Here is a 17769-nt window from a genome sequence, read left to right on the forward strand (position 1 = left end):
AACGATGGAATATATCTTTACCTTGAAATATCAGCTTGTTGATGACGGCTGTGCCATGGATGAACTGGTCGAGCGGCTGGGTGAAGCGGGCTGCGACGATGCCCTGGTCGGTATCGGGCAGCCGGGGCGGATGGCGCTTGAGTTCACTCGCGATGCGCCTGATGCGCTCAAGGCCGTGCTTAGCGCTCTGGCCGATGTCCAGCGCGCGGTGCCGTCGGCTAAATTGATCGAGGTTGCGCCTGATTGGGTCGGGCTGACCGACGTAGCGGAGATCGTAGGCGTATCTCGGCAGAACATGCGCAAATTGATGTTGGCTCATCCAGGCAGCTTCCCGACACCCGTGCATGAGGGGAGTACATCCATTTGGCATTTGGCGGATGTTCTGAGCTGGCTCCAGGCCAAGGGCAGCTATTCGCTTGCCGAGAGCGTGCTGGATGTGGCCCGGGTGGCCTTGCAGGTCAACGTTGCGAAAGAGGGCCGACGGTTACCTGGCATGGTTAAAGAGTTGGAAGCTCTGGTGGAGTGACTGCGTTTGGGGGGCTTTGCTTGGGCCTGCGTCAATATGGACGATTACCTGGCTGAACGAGCTCGATTAGAGGCTCGGTACGGTACAGCGACAATCCTTCACTTAATATTTCTCAATTGCAGGTGTATCGTATTCGCCTTTTGCGGGCCCACCGGTCCGTCGCAGATCCAGAGGTAGTTGCGTTCATGTCTTTCACCCGTCGCCAAATACTCGGTGGCCTGGCCGGTCTTGTTGTCGTTGGTGTGGGGGCGGGAGGCGCGTCGCGGTACTGGCTGGGGAAAATGGCCGATGCCGAGGCCGGTCACGACTACGAGCTGATCGCGGCGCCTTTGGACGTGGAGCTGGTGGCCGGGCACAAGACCCAGGCCTGGGCGTTTGGCCCCTCGGCACCGGGGACGGAGTTGCGGGTGCGTCAGGGCGAGTGGTTGCGGGTTCGCTTTATCAACCATTTGCCGGTCGCGACGACCATTCACTGGCACGGTATCCGTTTGCCGCTGGAGATGGACGGCGTACCTTATGTCTCGCAACTGCCGGTGCTGCCGGGTGAGTACTTCGACTACAAATTCCGCGTGCCGGACGCCGGCAGCTATTGGTACCACCCCCACGTCAATAGCAGTGAAGAACTCGGGCGCGGGCTGGTGGGGCCGCTGATCGTCGAAGAGCGCGAGCCCACCGGTTTCAAATACGAACAGACCCTGAGCCTCAAGAGCTGGCACGTGGACGAGCAGGGCCAGTTCGTCGAATTCAGCATTCCCCGCGAGGCTGCGCGTGGTGGTACGGCTGGACGGTTGTCGACCATCAACGGCGTGCCGCAGGCGGTAATCGATCTGCCGGCAGGGCAGATTACCCGGGTGCGTTTGCTCAACCTCGACAACACGCTTACCTATCGCATCAACATTCCAGGCGTAGAGGCGCAGATCTATGCGTTGGATGGCAACCCCATCGAGCCGCGTCCGCTGGGCAAGGAATACTGGCTGGGGCCAGGCATGCGCATTTGCCTGGCGATCAAGGCCCCGCCGGCCGGTGAAGAATTGTCGCTGCGCAATGGCCCGGTGCGCTTGGGGACCCTGCGTTCGGTGCCAAACAATGAGGCGCCGACCCCATGGCCGCCGGCATTGCCGCCCAACCCGGTGGCTGAGCCGGACCTGGCCAATGCCGAGAAGCTCAACTTCAATTTCGAATGGGTCGGTTCGGTGTCGGTCAATGTCGACAATGGCAAGCCGCCGAGCCTGTGGCAGATCAACGGCAAGGCCTGGGACATCACTGACAAGACCTGTTCCGACCGGCCGATCGCCACGCTGAAAAAAGGCCAGAGTTACATTTTTGAATTGAAGAACATGACTCAGTACCAACATCCGATCCACCTGCACGGCATGAGCTTCAAAGTGATCGCGTCGAACCGGCACAAGGTCATCCCGTACTTCACCGACACCTACCTGCTGGGCAAGAACGAGCGGGCGCAGGTGGCGTTGGTGGCAGATAATCCGGGCGTATGGATGTTCCACTGCCATGTGATCGACCACATGGAAACCGGCCTGATGGCCGCCATCGAGGTGGCGTGATGCGCCAGATTCGTCCCGCCAAGATCATTGATCGTAGCCGTGACCAGGATTTCATGCGCGAAGCCCTGGCCCTCGCCGCACAGGGCGCCGCCTTGGGCGAAGTGCCGGTGGGCGCGGTGTTGGTGCAGGATGGCGAAATCATCGGGCGTGGTTTCAACTGCCCGATCAGCGGCCACGACCCCAGCGCCCATGCCGAAATGGTCGCCATCCGTGCCGCCGCCCAGGCGGCGAGCAACTATCGCCTGCCGGGTAGCACCCTTTATGTCACGTTGGAGCCGTGCAGCATGTGCGCCGGGCTGATCGTGCATTCACGCATCGCCCGGGTCGTCTACGGCGCATTGGAGCCCAAGGCCGGAATCGTGCAGAGTCAGGGGCAGTTTTTCAGCCAGGGGTTCTTGAACCATCGGGTGCTGTTCGAGGGCGGGGTGCTGGCTGAGGAGTGCAGCACGGTGCTGAGTGAGTTCTTCAAGACCCGAAGAGCCAAATCGCAAGGTTGAACACATATCCTTGTGGCGAGGGAGCTTGCTCCCGCTGGGCTGCGCAGCAGCCCAAACCGTTCAACACAGTGCATCAGGAAAAACGGTTGGCAGCTTTTACGACTGCTGCGCAGCCGAGCGGGAGCAAGCTCCCTCGCCACAATGATTGGCAGCCCTTAAGTGAGTAGGTTGCTCTCCCACAGGGGGCTCGGGCGATTTATTTGCGCGCCACGATCACCGCCCGCATCGGCGCCGGCAGTCCTTCGATGGTCTTGCTGTGGTCCGCCGGATCGAGGAAATCAGTGAGCGACTGATACTTCATCCATTCGGTGCCACGCTGTTCCTCCACGGTCGTCAGGCTCACGTCCACGCAGCGCACGTCGCTGAACCCGGCGCGGCGCAGCCAGCGCTCCAAGGCCGGGACCGATGGCAGGAACCACACGTTGCGCATCTGCGCGTAGCGATCTTCGGGCACCAGCACTTGATGCTCGTCGCCCTCGATCACCAGGGTTTCCAGCACCAGTTCGCCGCCCTTGACCAGGCAATCCTTCAAAGCAAGTAGATGCTCGATTGGCGAGCGGCGGTGGTAGAACACGCCCATGGAAAACACCGTATCGAAGCCTTCGAGCTCTGGCGGCAGGGCCTCGAAGGGAAACGGCAGGTGCCAGGCATTGGGCTGGGACAGGTAGCGCTGTACCGCCTGGAATTGGCAGAAGAACAACCAGTTCGGGTCGACGCCGATCACCGTGTCGGCTCCGGCGCCCAGCATGCGCCACATGTAGTATCCGTTGCCGCAACCAACGTCGAGGATCCGCTTGCCCTTGAGATCCAGATGCGGGGCGACGCGCGACCATTTCCAATCCGAGCGCCATTCGGTATCCACATGCACGCCAAACAGATCGAACGGACCCTTGCGCCAAGGCGAAAGGCCCATCAACGCGGTACGCATTTGGGCGCGGGTTTCGTCGGAGCAATCGGCGTCCAGCGTCAGCCCATTCAGCAAATCCACCGTGGTGGGCTGCAAGAGCGGCAGCGCATCGAGGGCGCTTTGCCAACGCTCCAAGTCGCCGTGGCCCTTTTCCATCTTGACGTCGAGCTGCGTTTGCAACGTCGCGGCCCAATCGGCCAGGGGCGTGCCGGCCAGATGGCGGGCGAGGGGGGACAGATCGATCATGGCAGGGCAATCAACGAGGCAAAGTTAAGACACTGGAACCACGGCACGACTTTCGAGAACCCGGCGGCCAGCAGGCGCTCGCGGTGCTCTTCGAGGCTGTCGGGCTTCATGACGTTTTCGATGGCGCTGCGTTTCTGGGCGATTTCCAGTTCGCTGTAGCCGTTGGCGCGCTTGAACGCCACGTGCAGCTCGGTGAGCAACGCGTGTTCCTCGGCATCGTTGAAGCGCAGCTTCTCCGAAAGGATCAGGGCGCCGCCGGGTAGCAACGATTGGCGAATGCGGCCCAATAGCGCGGTGCGCTGGTCCGGCGCGATGAATTGCAGGGTGAAGTTCAACGCCACCACCGAGGCCGGTTGAAACGTCAGGGCCAGGATGTCACCTTCGATCACTTCCACCGGCAGCAGCTCTTGGAACATCGAGTCCTGGCCGTTGAGGTATTCGCGGCAGCGCTCGACCATGGCCGAAGAGTTATCCACCGCAATCACCCGGCAACCCTCGGTGCGCACGTGGCGGCGCAATGCCTGGGTCACGGCTCCGAGGGAGGAGCCCAGGTCATAAAGCACGCTGTTGGGCTGGGCAAATTGCGCCGCGAGCACGCCGAGGTTCTCGACAATGGTCGGGTAGCCTGGCACTGACCGCTTGATCATGTCCGGGAACACCCGCACCACGTCTTCATTGAAGGCGAAGTCGGGCACCTGGGCCAAGGGTTGGGCGAATAGGCGATCGGGCTCTTTGCTCACGGCGGTTCCAGCGGCTGGGGTGTTGAAAAGGCCGGCATTTTAACCAGAAAAATGCTGCTTAGTGCGGCTTTCGGGGGAACGCCGATGCGGTGATGCCCCACTGTCCCAGCCAGTAACTGATGATGATCAGGTAGGGCGCGACATGGAACGGCGCCACGAACCGGTTGATCCCGATCAGGCTGTCGGAAAAGACAAACCCCAGCGCTCCAACGGCTGCGAGCAGGGCCGAGCGTTTCGGCACCTCGGTCCCCAAGCGCGCCAGGGCCCTCCAGAGCATAGCGCTGATGACCAAGCCATAGACGACCACCGGCACCAGCAGCGGCCCGAGGCCGTTCGACACCAATATTCCCAACAGCAAGGCGCCAATGAACAAGGCAATCGTCAACGGCATGAGCGCCGGGCGGCGGCAGTCACTGAGGTAGGCTTTAAAATAGGCCAGGTGCGCCACAAAAAAGCGCCGAGCCCGAATACAAACAAATCTCCTGACCAGGCCAGCAATACGTCGCCCACCACTGAAAATATCAGGCCCAGGCTTATCCAGCGTCGGTATTCGCCCGGCGGCGCGTCGTGCAGCCAGCCCAGCAGGGCCAGCACCGGCATTGGCTTGACCAGCAGGCACAGCAACGTGGCATGCACGCTCAGGCCATATAGAAAGGTGGCCGCACCCATCAGCGCGAGGATCAGCCAACCCACGGTCATTTCACCGAAATAGCGCAGTCAAACGTTTCCACGGGTGGCACTTCGGGTGCCCATGGCTGTTGATAAGTCAGGCGCAAGCGCCCGGTGCCGGCGTCGAACGCCTGGAAGCGCCAAGTCGAGACACCGGCGGCGCCAACGATGCCAGCGTCTTCCGGGTTACGGTAAACCTCGGGGCCGAGGCCTTTGAGAACACCGCCGGCCGAATCCTGGATGCTCCAGCGATAGCCGGTGGTGGGATTGCTCGGCAAACTCAGGATCAGGTTCTGCCCGCTTTTGAGCTGCACCGGGCATTGGCTCTGTTTTTCCACCGTCACATTGTGTTTCGGCTGTGTGGCGCAGGCGCTCAGCAAGGCGAGGCTGACGGGGACAAGCAGGCGGGTGAGGGACATAAGGGCTCCGGCATTCACGACGAACGGCGAGCATAACCGAAGATGCTACTGGGTGTGTCAGCTGGACATGTGCTGGTGCAGATGACGCCTTCGCGAGCAGGCTCGCTCCTACAAGGGTTCGTTGCGGATCACATACCGTGAACACCACAAATCCCCGGGGGAGCGGGCCTGCTCGCGATGAGGCCAATGCAGTCACTGCAGAACGATCAGAACAACACCTTCACCACGTCCGCAAACCGCTTGGCAAAGTGCACCGTGACGCCTTCCTTCAGGTAGTCCGGCAGCTCCTCGAAGTTGCCACGGTTGGCTTCCGGCAGGATCAACTCATTGATTTTCTGCCGGCGCGCCGCGATGACCTTTTCGCGTACGCCGCCAATCGGCAGGACGTGGCCGGTAAGTGTCAATTCGCCAGTCATGGCCACGCCTTTCTTCGCCGGCTGGTTGCGCGCAAGGGACAACAAGGCGCTGGCCATGGTCACGCCGGCACTCGGGCCGTCCTTGGGCGTGGCGCCTTCCGGTACGTGCAGGTGCACGAAGGCCTCGTCAAAGAACTTCGGATCGCCACCGAACTGCTTCAGGTGGGAGCTGACGTAGCTGTGGGCTATCTCCGCAGATTCCTTCATCACCTCGCCCAGTTGCCCGGTGAGCTTGAAGCCGCGATTGAGAGTGTGGATCCGCGTTGCCTCGATCGGCAACGTGGCGCCGCCCATGCTGGTCCAGGCCAGGCCGGTGATGACCCCGACGCCAGACAGCACCTGCTCGTTGCGAAATACCGGTTTGCCCAGGGAGGCTTCGAGATCCTTGGGCCCGAGCTTGATCACGGCTTTTGGATCTTCGATCAGTTTCATCACGGCCTTGCGCACCAGTTTGCCCAGTTGTTTCTCCAACTGGCGTACCCCGGCTTCACGGGCGTAGCCGTCGATCAGGGCCTTCAGGGCGCTATCGTTGATGCTCAGGCTGCCCTTGGACACGCCGGCCTTGGCCAGTTGCTTGGGCCACAAGTGACGCTTGGCGATGGCAACCTTCTCTTCGGTGATGTAGCCCGACAGGCGAATGACTTCCATGCGGTCCAGCAGCGGGCCGGGGATCGAGTCGAGGGTGTTGGCGGTGCACACAAAGAGCACTTTCGACAGGTCCAGGCGCATGTCCAGGTAATGATCGAGGAATTCGACATTCTGCTCGGGGTCGAGGGTTTCCAGCAGCGCGGATGCTGGGTCGCCCTGGTAGCTCTGGCCCATCTTGTCGATTTCGTCGAGCATGATCACCGGGTTCATCACTTCGACGTCCTTGAGCGCCTGCACCAGCTTGCCCGGCTGGGCTCCGATGTAGGTGCGCCGGTGACCCTTGATTTCGGCTTCGTCACGCATGCCGCCGACGCTGAAGCGATAGAACGGCCGCCCGAGGGATTCGGCAATGGATTTACCGACGCTGGTCTTGCCCACGCCGGGCGGGCCCACCAGCAACACAATGGAACCGCTGATCTCACCCTTGTAGGCGCCCACGGCGAGGAATTCCAGGATGCGCTCCTTGATGTCGCCCAGCCCGGCGTGGTGCTGGTCGAGAATCTTGCGCGCATGCTTGAGGTCGAGCTTGTCCTGGCCATACACGCCCCAAGGCACTGATGTTGCCCAGTCCAGGTAATTGCGTGTGACGGCGTACTCCGGTGAGCCGGTTTCCAGGATCGAGAGTTTGTTCATTTCCTCTTCGATGCGCTTCTCGGCCTGGGCCGGCAATACCTTGCCTTCAAGGCGCTGTTCGAACTGTTCCAGGTCTGCGCTGCGGTCGTCCTTTGTCAGACCCAGCTCCTGCTGGATGACCTTGAGTTGTTCCTTGAGGAAGAACTGGCGCTGATGTTCGCCGATCTTGCTGTTGACCTCGGCGGAAATTTCTTTCTGCAACCGCGCGACCTCGACCTCCTTGCGCAGCATCGGCAGGACTTTTTCCATGCGCTTGAGCATCGGCACGCAATCGAGTACTTCCTGCAATTCGCTGCCGGTGGCGGAGGTGAGCGCGGCGGCGAAATCGGTCAGCGGTGACGGGTCGTTGGGGCTGAAGCGGTTGAGGTAGTTTTTCAGCTCTTCGCTATACAGCGGGTTGAGCGGCAGCAGCTCCTTGATCGCGTTGATCAGCGCCATGCCATAGGCCTTGACCTCGTCGGTCGGCTCGCTCGGCTGGTGCGGGTATTCGACTTCCACCAGGTACGGTGGGCGGTGGTGCTTGAGCCAGGTGCGGATGCGCACGCGGGTCAGGCCCTGGGCAACGAACTGCAATTTGCCGGCTTCACGGCTGGCGTGGTGGACCTTTACCAGCGTGCCGTAGAGCGGCAGCTTCGAAGTGTCGAAATGGCGCGGGTCTTCCTGGGGTGAGTCCATGAAGAACAGCGCCAGGGAATGATGTTCGGACTTGGCCACCAGTTCCAGGGTTTCGGCCCACGGCTCTTCGTTGACGATGACCGGCAGCACCTGGGCCGGGAAGAACGGGCGGTTGTGGATAGGAATGATGTAGACCTTGTCCGGCAGGCTCTGGCCGGGCAGGGCCAGGCCGGTGCCGGAAACGGTGTGTTCGATGTGCTCGGATTCTGTGTATTCGTTATTCGCTTCAGTAGAGTGCTGGTCGCTCATGGGGCACCTGCGCAATGGGGTATGGACCTTAGATGGGGCGGGCAGGGGGTTGTTTCAATGGCGGGCAATTGTCAGCGGTTATTTCATTGATGGGTATTCAGGTGGGCGACAGGTTGGCGTGGCGAGGGGGTGCCCCCCTCGCCACGCGTTTCAGCCTACGCGGTTCAGGTCGTTATGGCGTGTTTCCTTCAGGCACAGCACCGCGATCACGCTGAGCACCGCGGCAGCGGATACGTAACCGCCGACGTAGCTCAGGCCGCCCATCGCCACCAGCTTCTGCGCGAAGAACGGTGCCGCAGAAGCGCCGACAATGCCACCCAGGTTGTAGGCCGCCGACGCGCCGGTGTAGCGCACATGCGTAGGAAACAGCTCCGGCAGCAACGCGCCCATGGGCGCGAAGGTCACCCCCATCAGGAACAGCTCGATGCACAGGAACAGCGCCACGCTTCCCGTGGAGCCTTGAGTCAGTAGGGGCTCCATGAGGAAGCCCGAGGCCACCGCCAGCAGGCCGCCGGTGATGAGCACCGGCTTGCGGCCAAACCGGTCGCTTGCCCAGGCCGACAGCGGCGTGGCGGCGGCCATGAACAACACTGCAAAGCACAGCAGGCCGAGGAAGGTCTCGCGGCTATAGCCCAGGGTCGCGACGCCATAGCTCAAGGAAAATACCGTGGAGATGTAGAACAGGGCGTAACACACCACCATCGCGGCCGCGCCAAGCAGTGTCGGCGCCCAGTACTGGCTGAACAACTCCACCAGCGGGATTTTCACCCGTTCCTGGCGGGCCATGGCGTTGGCGAACACCGGCGTCTCGTGGAGCTTGAGACGTACATAGAGGCCGACGATCACCAATACGGCGCTGAGCAAGAACGGAATCCGCCAGCCCCATGAGCGGAACTGCTCGTCATCCAGGGTCATGGCAAGGGTAAGGAACAATCCGTTGGCCGCCAGGAAACCGATAGAGGGGCCCAGTTGCGGGAACATGCCGAACCAGGCGCGCTTGCCTTTTGGGGCGTTCTCGGTGGCCAGCAAGGCCGCGCCGCCCCATTCGCCGCCAAGCCCCAACCCTTGGCCGAAACGCAAAAGGCACAAGAGAATCGGGGCCCAGGCGCCAATGCTGGCGTAGCCAGGCAGCACGCCGATGAGCGTGGTACACACGCCCATCAGCAGCAGCGAGGCCACGAGTGTCGACTTGCGCCCGATGCGGTCGCCGAAGTGGCCGAACAACGCCGAGCCCAGGGGGCGGGCGAGAAACGCGATACCGAAGGTCAGAAAGGACGACAGCATCTGTGCCGTGCCTGAGGTCTGCGGAAAGAATACCGGTCCGATCACCAGGGCCGCGGCGGTGGCATAGACGTAGAAATCATAGAACTCGATGGCGGTGCCGATGAAGCTCGCGGTCGCCACGCGGGTGGCGGAGTTGGTCGGCTCGACAGGCACTGCTTCGTTGCAGGTAGTGGTTGTCATGCGGTTGTCCCTGACAGTCATGTGCTCCGTTGGAGCGAATTATTATGGTCAAACACCCAGGGATGTGGGGTGGGCGCTGTCGCTGTTTCGGGTAGGAACAGTCGCAGGGCTGAAGCGAATAGAACCGGTGAACGGCCCGGAACCGTCTGTGTGCAGGGTAGGCACGAGGTTCGGGCGGGGCTGGGTAAGCGGTTTGAGTATAGGAAGGAGGCTAACGAATCAACAAGTGAGCCCGCACACAATTTGGAACATGCGCTGAGCTTTTGTGGCGAGGGAGCAAGCTCCCTCGCCACGGTGCGGTGATTAGAGAACTACCGGCACCGAACTGTTATGCCACACCAGCACTTGGCTGACGCGGTTGTCGACGGTCTCGATGATTTCCAGGCGGTAGCGGCCGATCTTCAGGCACACCGGGCTTTCCGGGATGGTTTCCAGTGCTTCGGTCACCAAGCCATTGAGCGTCTTGGGGCCGTCGCAGGGCAAATGCCAACCGAGGGTCTTGTTCAGCTCGCGGATCGACGCGGCGCCATCGATCATCAAGCGGCCGTCGGGTTGGGGATGAACGTGGGGATTGTCGAGGCTGTGCTCGCTTTCGAACTCGCCGACAATCTCCTCCAGGATGTCCTCCAGGGTCACGATGCCCATGACTTCGCCATATTCGTCCACCACCATGCCCAAGCGGCGTTGCTGCTTGTGGAAGTTGAGCAACTGCAGCTGCAGGGGGGTGCTCTCGGGAACGAAATACGGTTCGTGGCAGGCAGCCAGCAGTGCTTCCTTGGTCAGGCTCGCATCCGCCAGCAGATGGCGAACCTGGCGGGTATTGAGGACTGCTTCGACCTGGTTGATATCGCTGTGGAACACGGGCAGGCGGGTTCGCCGATTCAGGCGCAACTGCTCGATGATGTCGCCGATTGGGTCGTCGAGATTGATCCCGTCCACCTCGCTGCGAGGGACGAGGATGTCGTTGACGGTGATGTTGTCCAGCGCATGGATACCGGAAACCGGATGCACCCGACCGCTGGTCTGTTCCTGTTCCTCGGCACGCGGCGTCGCGGGGGGCTCGTCGTCGCTTTGCTGGACCGCGCCAGCCTTGCGGGCAAAAGGGCGCAGCAGCAACTGGCTGAGGCCATTGAGCAGCCAGGCCACCGGATAAACGATTTTCAACGGAACGCCCAGCAAACCGTTGCCCAGGGCCAGCACCGCATCGGGATGACGGGTGGCGAGCGTGCGTGGCAGGTAGTCGGCGAAAACCAGCAGGGCCACGCTGGTGCCGAGCCAGGCCAGCCAGGGACCGTTTTCCAGCCAGGTGAAAATAGCCAGCCACGTGCCGATGACCACGGCGAGGGCGCGACAGAGGGTGTTGCACAGGATCAGGCTGGCCAAGGGAAAGCTGAGCTTCGCCAATGGCTTGTCGCCGGAGCGCGAGGCCCTGCGTTGGGCGAGCAGATACTGTTGGGCGGCTTCGATGGCCGTGAACAGGGCTGACCACAGGATCAGCACGACCATTACCGCAAACAATGGCCCTAAGGGCAGCCTATCCATCAGCGTCGTCCGTCAGACATGCAGGATGTATTCGCGGACCAGCTTGCTGCCGAAGTAGGCCAGCATCAGCAGGCAGAATCCCGCCAGGGTCCAACGAATGGCTTTGTGGCCACGCCAGCCGAGGCGGTTGCGACCCCACAGCAGCACGCTGAAAACGACCCACGCCAGGCACGCCAGCAGAGTCTTGTGCACCAGATGCTGGGCGAACAGGTTCTCGACGAACAGCCAGCCGGAGATCAACGACAGCGAGAGCAGGGTCCAGCCGGCCCAGAGGAAGCCGAACAGCAGGCTTTCCATGGTTTGCAGGGGCGGGAAATTGCGGATCAGACCGGAGGGGTGCTTGTGCTTGAGCTGGTGGTCCTGCAACAGCAGGAGCAGTGCCTGGAACACCGCGATGGTGAACAGGCCGTAGGCGAGGATCGACAACAGGATATGCGCCAGGATGCCCGGTTCCTCGTCGATGATCTGCACGGTGCCCGAGGGCGCGAATTGCGCCAGCAGCACCGTGGCCAGCCCGAGGGGGAACAGCAGCACCAGCAGGTTTTCCACGGGGATGCGCGAGCAGGCCAGCAGCGTCAGCGCGATCACGGCCATGGCGATCAGGCTGGCGGCGTTGAAGAAGTCCAGGCCCAGGCCGATCGGCGTCATCAAGTGGGTGAACAGGCTGACCGCATGGCCGAGCACCGCCAGCACGCCGAGCGTGACCAGCAGGCGCTTGTTCGCCTTGGCGCCGGAGGCCAGACGGGTGCCCTGATAGAAGGTCGCAGCGGCATAAAGACAAGCGGCGGCGAGGGTTGCAAGCAAGCTGGGTGACAAGGGGAGCATAAATCCTGTTAGGCAGGCCCGAAAGGCGCTGAGTTTGGCATAGAACCCCTACCGCACGAAAGACCGCCGCAACCGACGGCGAGGTGTACGTCGCACGCTTCTTCGCTATAATCCGCGACCTGCCCACGCCGCAGGCTCGCCGAGCACATATTTCACGGTCTGGGCCGCCATTATCCCGGTCTTATCTGGGCCTGAAAGGATCGCGCATGTTTGAAAACCTAACCGACCGTCTCTCGCAGACGCTGCGCCATGTCACCGGCAAGGCGAAACTGACCGAAGACAACATCAAAGACACCTTGCGCGAAGTGCGCATGGCGTTGCTCGAAGCCGACGTTGCCCTGCCGGTGGTGAAGGACTTCGTCAATTCGGTGAAGGAACGCGCCGTCGGCACCGAAGTGTCCCGCAGCCTGACCCCAGGCCAGGCGTTCGTGAAGATCGTCCAGGCCGAGCTCGAAAGCCTGATGGGCGCCGCCAACGAAGACCTGAACCTCAGCGCCGTGCCGCCAGCGGTGGTGCTGATGGCCGGTCTGCAGGGCGCGGGCAAGACCACCACCGCCGGCAAGCTGGCGCGCTTCCTTAAGGAGCGCAAGAAGAAGTCGGTGATGGTGGTGTCGGCGGACATCTACCGTCCGGCGGCAATCAAGCAGCTGGAAACCCTGGCCAGCGATATCGGCGTGACGTTCTTTCCGTCCGATCTGAGCCAGAAGCCGGTGGACATCGCCCAGGCGGCTATAAAGGAAGCGAAGCTCAAATTCATTGACGTGGTCATCGTCGACACCGCCGGTCGCCTGCACATCGATGAAGAGATGATGGGTGAGATCAAGGCGCTGCATGCCGCGATCAACCCCGTGGAAACGCTCTTCGTAGTCGATGCCATGACCGGCCAGGACGCGGCCAACACCGCCAAGGCGTTCGGTGACGCACTGCCGCTGACCGGCGTGATCCTGACCAAGGTCGACGGCGACGCCCGTGGCGGTGCCGCGCTGTCGGTACGCGCCATCACCGGTAAGCCCATCAAGTTCATCGGCATGGGCGAGAAGAGCGAAGCGCTCGAGCCGTTCCACCCTGAGCGTATCGCTTCGCGCATCCTCGGCATGGGCGATGTGCTCAGCCTGATCGAGCAGGCCGAACAGACCCTCGACAAGGACAAGGCCGACAAACTGGCCAAGAAGCTGAAGAAGGGCAAGGGCTTCGATCTCGAGGACTTCCGCGACCAGCTGCAACAAATGAAGAACATGGGCGGCCTCGGCGGCCTCATGGACAAACTGCCGAACATCGGCGGCGTGAACCTGGCGCAGATGGGCAATGCCCAGGGCGCGGCTGAAAAGCAGTTCAAACAGATGGAAGCCATCATCAACTCCATGACCCCGGCCGAGCGCCGCGACCCTGAGCTGATCAGCGGTTCGCGCAAGCGTCGTATCGCCATGGGTTCCGGCACCCAGGTGCAGGACATCGGACGCTTGATCAAGCAGCACAAGCAGATGCAGAAGATGATGAAGAAATTCTCCGCCAAGGGCGGGATGGCCAAGATGATGCGCGGCATGGGCGGTATGTTGCCCGGCGGCGGCATGCCGAAAATGTAAAGAATCTGCGCCGGCTGTCATGTCGGCGTTGCCTCGCACGGAAGCGGGGATTTCCAGCAAACCCGCGCTACGCGGGAGCTGACCCGCCGTTTTTCATGACGGCTCTATGGCAAATCTTGATTGCACCGCGCCAGGCGCCGGAAAAAGTCATTTGCAAAAGTCCGGATATTCCTTAGAATATGCGGCCTTTCGGGCACCTATGCCCGCTGTGCATTTAGATTTGCAGCACCGACTACAGGAACGATGTTCACATGCTAACAATCCGTCTTGCCCTTGGCGGCTCCAAAAAGCGCCCGTTTTACCACCTGACCGTAACCGACAGCCGCAACCCGCGTGACGGTTCCCACAAGGAACAGGTTGGTTTCTTCAACCCTGTTGCCCGTGGTCAGGAAGTTCGTCTGTCCGTGAACCAAGAGCGCGTAGCCTACTGGCTGAGCGTTGGTGCACAGCCTTCTGAGCGTGTTGCTCAGTTGTTGAAGGAATCGGCTAAGGCCGCGGCCTGAGCAATATGAACGCGACGCCAAAAGATGCCGGTGATTTGATCGTTGTCGGCAAGATCTACTCTGTACATGGCGTTCGCGGCGAAGTGAAGGTGTATTCCTTTACTGATCCGATCAAGAACCTGTTGGACTACAAAACCTGGACGCTCAAGCGCGAAGGTAGCGTGAAACAGGTGGAGCTGGTCAGCGGACGCGGGAACGACAAGTTCCTGGTCGCGAAGCTCAAGGGTCTCGATGATCGTGAAGAAGCGCGTCTTCTGGCCGGTTATGAGATCTGCGTGCCGCGCAACCTGTTCCCTGAACTGACCGACGGCGAGTACTACTGGTACCAGCTGGTGGGTCTGAAGGTCATCGACCACCTCGGGCAATTGCTCGGGAAGATCGATCATCTGCTCGAGACCGGTTCGAACGATGTCATGGTGGTCAAGCCTTGCGTCGGCAGCCTGGATGATCGCGAACGCCTGTTGCCCTATACGGAGCAATGCGTGTTGGCAGTCGACCTTGAAGCAGGCGAGATGAAGGTGGAATGGGATGCGGATTTCTAAACGTGGCTAATTTGCGCGTTGAAGTCATCACGCTGTTTCCCGAGATGTTTTCCGCCATCAGCGAATACGGCATAACCAGCCGCGCGGTGAAACAGGAGCTGTTGCAGCTCACCTGTTGGAATCCGCGAGACTACACCACGGATCGGCATCACACTGTGGACGATCGCCCGTTTGGCGGTGGTCCGGGCATGGTGATGAAGATCAAGCCCCTGGAAGATGCGCTGGTTCAGGCCAGGATGGCAGCCGGGGAGGGTGCGAAGGTGATCTACCTGTCGCCCCAAGGCCGTCAGCTGACTCAGTCGGCGGTACGCGAGCTGGCGAATTCGGATGCATTGATCCTGATTGCCGGCCGTTATGAAGGCATTGACGAGCGTTTCATTGAAGCTCATGTCGATGAAGAGTGGTCGATTGGCGACTATGTACTGTCTGGCGGCGAGCTGCCGGCGATGGTCCTGATCGATGCGGTTACACGACTGCTGCCTGGAGCTTTAGGGCATGCGGATTCCGCCGAGGAAGATTCCTTTACGGATGGTCTGCTGGATTGCCCGCACTACACCCGACCGGAGGTGTATGCGGATCAGCGTGTTCCCGACGTGTTGCTAAGTGGCAACCACGCGCACATCCGGCGTTGGCGTTTACAGCAGTCCCTTGGTCGGACCTATGAACGACGCGCCGATCTTCTGGAAAGCCGCTCGCTTTCTGGAGAAGAGAAGAAGCTGCTCGAGGAATACATCCGCGAGCGGGACGATAGTTAACAACGTATCGATGGTAAGTCCGTTGACTTGCCTTAGGAGCACAGCATGACTAACAAAATCATCCTTGCACTCGAAGCAGAGCAGATGACCAAAGAGATCCCTACCTTTGCCCCAGGCGACACCATTGTCGTTCAGGTGAAAGTGAAGGAAGGCGACCGTTCGCGTCTGCAAGCGTTCGAAGGCGTTGTTATCGCCAAGCGTAACCGCGGCGTAAACAGTGCATTCACCGTTCGTAAAATCTCTAACGGTGTTGGCGTAGAGCGTACTTTCCAGACCTACAGCCCGCAAATCGACAGCATGGCTGTGAAGCGTCGCGGTGACGTCCGTAAAGCCAAGCTGTACTACCTGCGTGACCTGTCGGGTAAAGCAGCTCGCATCAAGGAAAAACTGGCTTAAGTCCAGCTTCCGATGCAAAAAAAAGCAGCCTGCGGGCTGCTTTTTTGTTGCCTGCGATTTGTGCTTTGAGCACTCTTCACTCGTCGTTTTTTATGCGACGCAGCCTTCGCTAGCTCATGAGTCTTTATGCCAGCCATCGACCATCCACTGATAGACCAGTTCCTCGACGCCCTGTGGCTGGAGAAGGGGCTCTCCGATAACACCCGCGGTGCCTATCGCAGCGACCTGGCCTTGTTCAATGGCTGGTTGCAGGAACAGAACCTGGAATTGATCAACGCCGGAAGGGAATTGATCCTCGACCATCTGGCGTGGCGTTTGGAGCAGAACTATAAACCCCGCTCTACCGCCAGATTTCTTTCCGGGTTGCGTGGCTTCTATCGCTATTTGCTGAGGGAAAAAGTGATTGCGGTGGACCCGACCTTGCGCGTGGAAATGCCGCAACTGGGCCGTCCGCTGCCAAAATCCCTGTCGGAAGCGGACGTGGAAGCATTGCTGGCGGCCCCCGACCTCAGTGACCCCATCGGCCAGCGCGACCGAGCGATGCTGGAAGTGCTGTACGCCTGTGGTTTGCGGGTCACCGAACTGATCAGCCTGACACTTGAGCAAGTGAACCTGCGCCAGGGCGTGCTGCGGGTGATGGGCAAGGGCAGCAAGGAACGCCTGGTGCCCATGGGCGAGGAAGCGATCGTCTGGGTCGAGCGCTACATGCGCGATGCGCGTCATGACCTGCTGGGTGGGCGTCCCAGCGATGTGCTGTTTCCGAGCCTGCGCGGCGAGCAGATGACCCGCCAGACTTTCTGGCACCGCATCAAGCACCAGGCCAAGGTGGCGGGAATCAATAAATCGCTGTCCCCCCACACCTTGCGCCATGCCTTCGCCACGCACCTGCTCAATCATGGCGCTGATCTGCGGGTAGTACAGATGTTGCTGGGGCATAGCGACCTGTCCACCACCCAGATCTACACCCACGTGGCTCGGGCGCGGTTGCAGGACCTGCACGCCAAGCATCATCCCCGCGGCTGAAGAAGAACCCCACGGATAAGCGCTCGCCATTGCCTTGCATCACCGGCATTCGGCCACGCCAGCCTTATGTGGTAGGCTTTCCCGGTTTGCACGGTGGGCGGCTGGAACCCGAATCTGCGGGTCGTTGGTTCCCGTCCCATTTGTTCGCCTCAGGAGTCCTCATGCGTTTGATCCAGATGTTCACCGCCGCCGCCATTGCGTTGGCCAGCACCTTTGCCATCGCCGACGACGCGGCTGACCAGGCTATCCGCAAGAGCCTGGCCAACCTCGAGCTCGAAGTGCCGATCGAAGCCATCTCTGCCAGTCCCATGTCCGGGCTCTATGAAGTCAAGCTCAAGGGCAGCCGCGTGCTGTACGCCAGCGCCGACGGCCAGTACATCGTCCAGGGCAACCTGTTCACGCTCAAGGACGGCAAGCCGGTCAATCTCACCGAGATCACCGAACGCCAGGGCATTTCGAAGTTGATCAACGGCATCCCGGTCGCCGAAACCGTGGTCTATCCAGCAGTCGGCGAAACCAAGTCGCACATCACCGTGTTCACCGACACCACCTGTCCTTATTGCCACAAGCTGCACGCTGAAGTGCCCGAGCTCAACAAGCGCGGCATCGAAGTGCGTTATGTAGCGTTCCCGCGCCAGGGCCTGGGCTCGCCGGGTGACGAGCAGTTGCAAGCGGTCTGGTGTTCCAAGGACAAAAAAGCGGCCATGGACAAGATGGTCGATGGCAAGGAGATCAAGTCCGCCAAGTGCGAGAATCCGGTTTCCAAGCAGTTCGCCCTCGGCCAGTCCATCGGCGTCAACGGTACGCCGGCCATCGTTTTGGCGGACGGCCAGGTGATTCCGGGCTATCAGCCGGCGCCGCAAGTCGCCAAACTGGCTTTGGACGCAAAATGACTTGCGTAGATCCGCTTTTGAAGATCACGGCTCGGCGAAAACGTTCGTCGGGCCGT

The 17769-nt window shown here is 60.9% G+C and carries 17 protein-coding genes and 1 pseudogene; 10 read left to right on the forward strand and 8 right to left on the reverse strand.

Annotated elements, in window-relative coordinates; all coding sequences use genetic code 11:
* The first annotated feature begins 4 nt into the window (after positions 1–4).
* From J3P81_RS05055 to tadA, 3 genes are all read left to right on the forward strand, one after another.
* Positions 5–526 carry a helix-turn-helix transcriptional regulator gene (locus tag J3P81_RS05055; RefSeq protein WP_434562455.1) on the forward strand — a complete coding sequence of 174 codons (522 nt, stop codon included), beginning with the start codon at positions 5–7 and terminating at the stop codon, positions 524–526.
* Between the two features lie 185 nt (positions 527–711).
* The gene (locus J3P81_RS05060; protein ID WP_434562457.1) at positions 712–2088 is read left to right on the forward strand and encodes a multicopper oxidase family protein; all 1377 of its coding nucleotides are present in this window, start codon (positions 712–714) and stop codon (positions 2086–2088) included.
* Positions 2088–2585 carry a tRNA adenosine(34) deaminase TadA gene (gene tadA / locus J3P81_RS05065; protein ID WP_434562459.1) on the forward strand — a complete coding sequence of 166 codons (498 nt, stop codon included), beginning with the start codon at positions 2088–2090 and terminating at the stop codon, positions 2583–2585. The genes J3P81_RS05060 and tadA overlap by 1 nt, the downstream gene beginning before the upstream one ends.
* Before the next feature lie 196 nt (positions 2586–2781).
* Here tadA and cmoB read toward each other — a convergent pair whose 3' ends face one another.
* The 8 genes and pseudogenes from cmoB to J3P81_RS05105 form a co-directional block, all read right to left on the reverse strand.
* Positions 2782–3738 (reverse strand): tRNA 5-methoxyuridine(34)/uridine 5-oxyacetic acid(34) synthase CmoB, encoded by a 957-nt coding sequence (cmoB, locus tag J3P81_RS05070; protein WP_434562461.1) that lies wholly within the window; start codon positions 3736–3738, stop codon positions 2782–2784.
* Positions 3735–4478, reverse strand: a complete 744-nt coding sequence (cmoA, locus tag J3P81_RS05075) for a carboxy-S-adenosyl-L-methionine synthase CmoA (protein ID WP_434562463.1) — start codon at positions 4476–4478, stop codon at positions 3735–3737. Before cmoA ends, cmoB begins: the two co-directional genes overlap by 4 nt.
* Positions 4479–4536: 58 nt before the next feature.
* Positions 4537–5171: pseudogene (locus tag J3P81_RS05080) on the reverse strand (lysoplasmalogenase).
* A gap of 2 nt (positions 5172–5173) precedes the next feature.
* Entirely contained in the window at positions 5174–5566 is a 393-nt protein-coding gene (locus J3P81_RS05085) for a protease inhibitor I42 family protein (protein ID WP_434562465.1), read from the reverse strand.
* 206 nt (positions 5567–5772) lie between these two features.
* Positions 5773–8187 carry an endopeptidase La gene (lon, locus tag J3P81_RS05090; protein ID WP_420764176.1) on the reverse strand — a complete coding sequence of 805 codons (2415 nt, stop codon included), beginning with the start codon at positions 8185–8187 and terminating at the stop codon, positions 5773–5775.
* Between the two features lie 150 nt (positions 8188–8337).
* Positions 8338–9651, reverse strand: a complete 1314-nt coding sequence (locus tag J3P81_RS05095; protein WP_434562467.1) for an MFS transporter — start codon at positions 9649–9651, stop codon at positions 8338–8340.
* 303 nt (positions 9652–9954) lie between these two features.
* Positions 9955–11193 carry a CNNM domain-containing protein gene (locus J3P81_RS05100; protein ID WP_434562469.1) on the reverse strand — a complete coding sequence of 413 codons (1239 nt, stop codon included), beginning with the start codon at positions 11191–11193 and terminating at the stop codon, positions 9955–9957.
* Between the two features lie 12 nt (positions 11194–11205).
* A complete protein-coding gene (locus J3P81_RS05105; RefSeq protein WP_434562471.1) occupies positions 11206–12018 on the reverse strand; it encodes a cytochrome C assembly family protein in 813 nt (270 codons plus the stop codon).
* 206 nt (positions 12019–12224) lie between these two features.
* Here J3P81_RS05105 and ffh point away from each other — a divergent pair, with 206 nt between their 5' ends.
* The 7 genes from ffh (at position 12225) to J3P81_RS05140 (ending at position 17713) form a co-directional block, all read left to right on the forward strand.
* The gene (gene ffh, locus J3P81_RS05110) at positions 12225–13601 is read left to right on the forward strand and encodes a signal recognition particle protein (protein WP_413794151.1); all 1377 of its coding nucleotides are present in this window, start codon (positions 12225–12227) and stop codon (positions 13599–13601) included.
* 251 nt (positions 13602–13852) lie between these two features.
* A complete protein-coding gene (gene rpsP, locus J3P81_RS05115; protein WP_003198088.1) occupies positions 13853–14104 on the forward strand; it encodes a 30S ribosomal protein S16 in 252 nt (83 codons plus the stop codon).
* 5 nt (positions 14105–14109) lie between these two features.
* Positions 14110–14646 (forward strand): ribosome maturation factor RimM, encoded by a 537-nt coding sequence (gene rimM, locus J3P81_RS05120; protein WP_420764180.1) that lies wholly within the window; start codon positions 14110–14112, stop codon positions 14644–14646.
* The gene (gene trmD, locus J3P81_RS05125) at positions 14628–15401 is read left to right on the forward strand and encodes a tRNA (guanosine(37)-N1)-methyltransferase TrmD (RefSeq protein ID WP_434562473.1); all 774 of its coding nucleotides are present in this window, start codon (positions 14628–14630) and stop codon (positions 15399–15401) included. The genes rimM and trmD overlap by 19 nt, the downstream gene beginning before the upstream one ends.
* 45 nt (positions 15402–15446) lie before the next feature.
* Entirely contained in the window at positions 15447–15797 is a 351-nt protein-coding gene (rplS, locus tag J3P81_RS05130) for a 50S ribosomal protein L19 (protein WP_003175895.1), read from the forward strand.
* A gap of 126 nt (positions 15798–15923) precedes the next feature.
* Positions 15924–16820, forward strand: a complete 897-nt coding sequence (xerD, locus tag J3P81_RS05135; protein ID WP_420764181.1) for a site-specific tyrosine recombinase XerD — start codon at positions 15924–15926, stop codon at positions 16818–16820.
* Positions 16821–16981: 161 nt separating this feature from the next.
* On the forward strand, positions 16982–17713 hold the full coding sequence (locus J3P81_RS05140; RefSeq protein WP_420764182.1) for a DsbC family protein: 732 nt from the start codon (positions 16982–16984) through the stop codon (positions 17711–17713).
* Positions 17714–17769: the final 56 nt, after the last annotated feature.

It is taken from the genome of Pseudomonas sp. R1-6 (assembly GCF_051132115.1).
In the GTDB taxonomy this organism is placed as follows: Bacteria; Pseudomonadota; Gammaproteobacteria; order Pseudomonadales; family Pseudomonadaceae; genus Aquipseudomonas.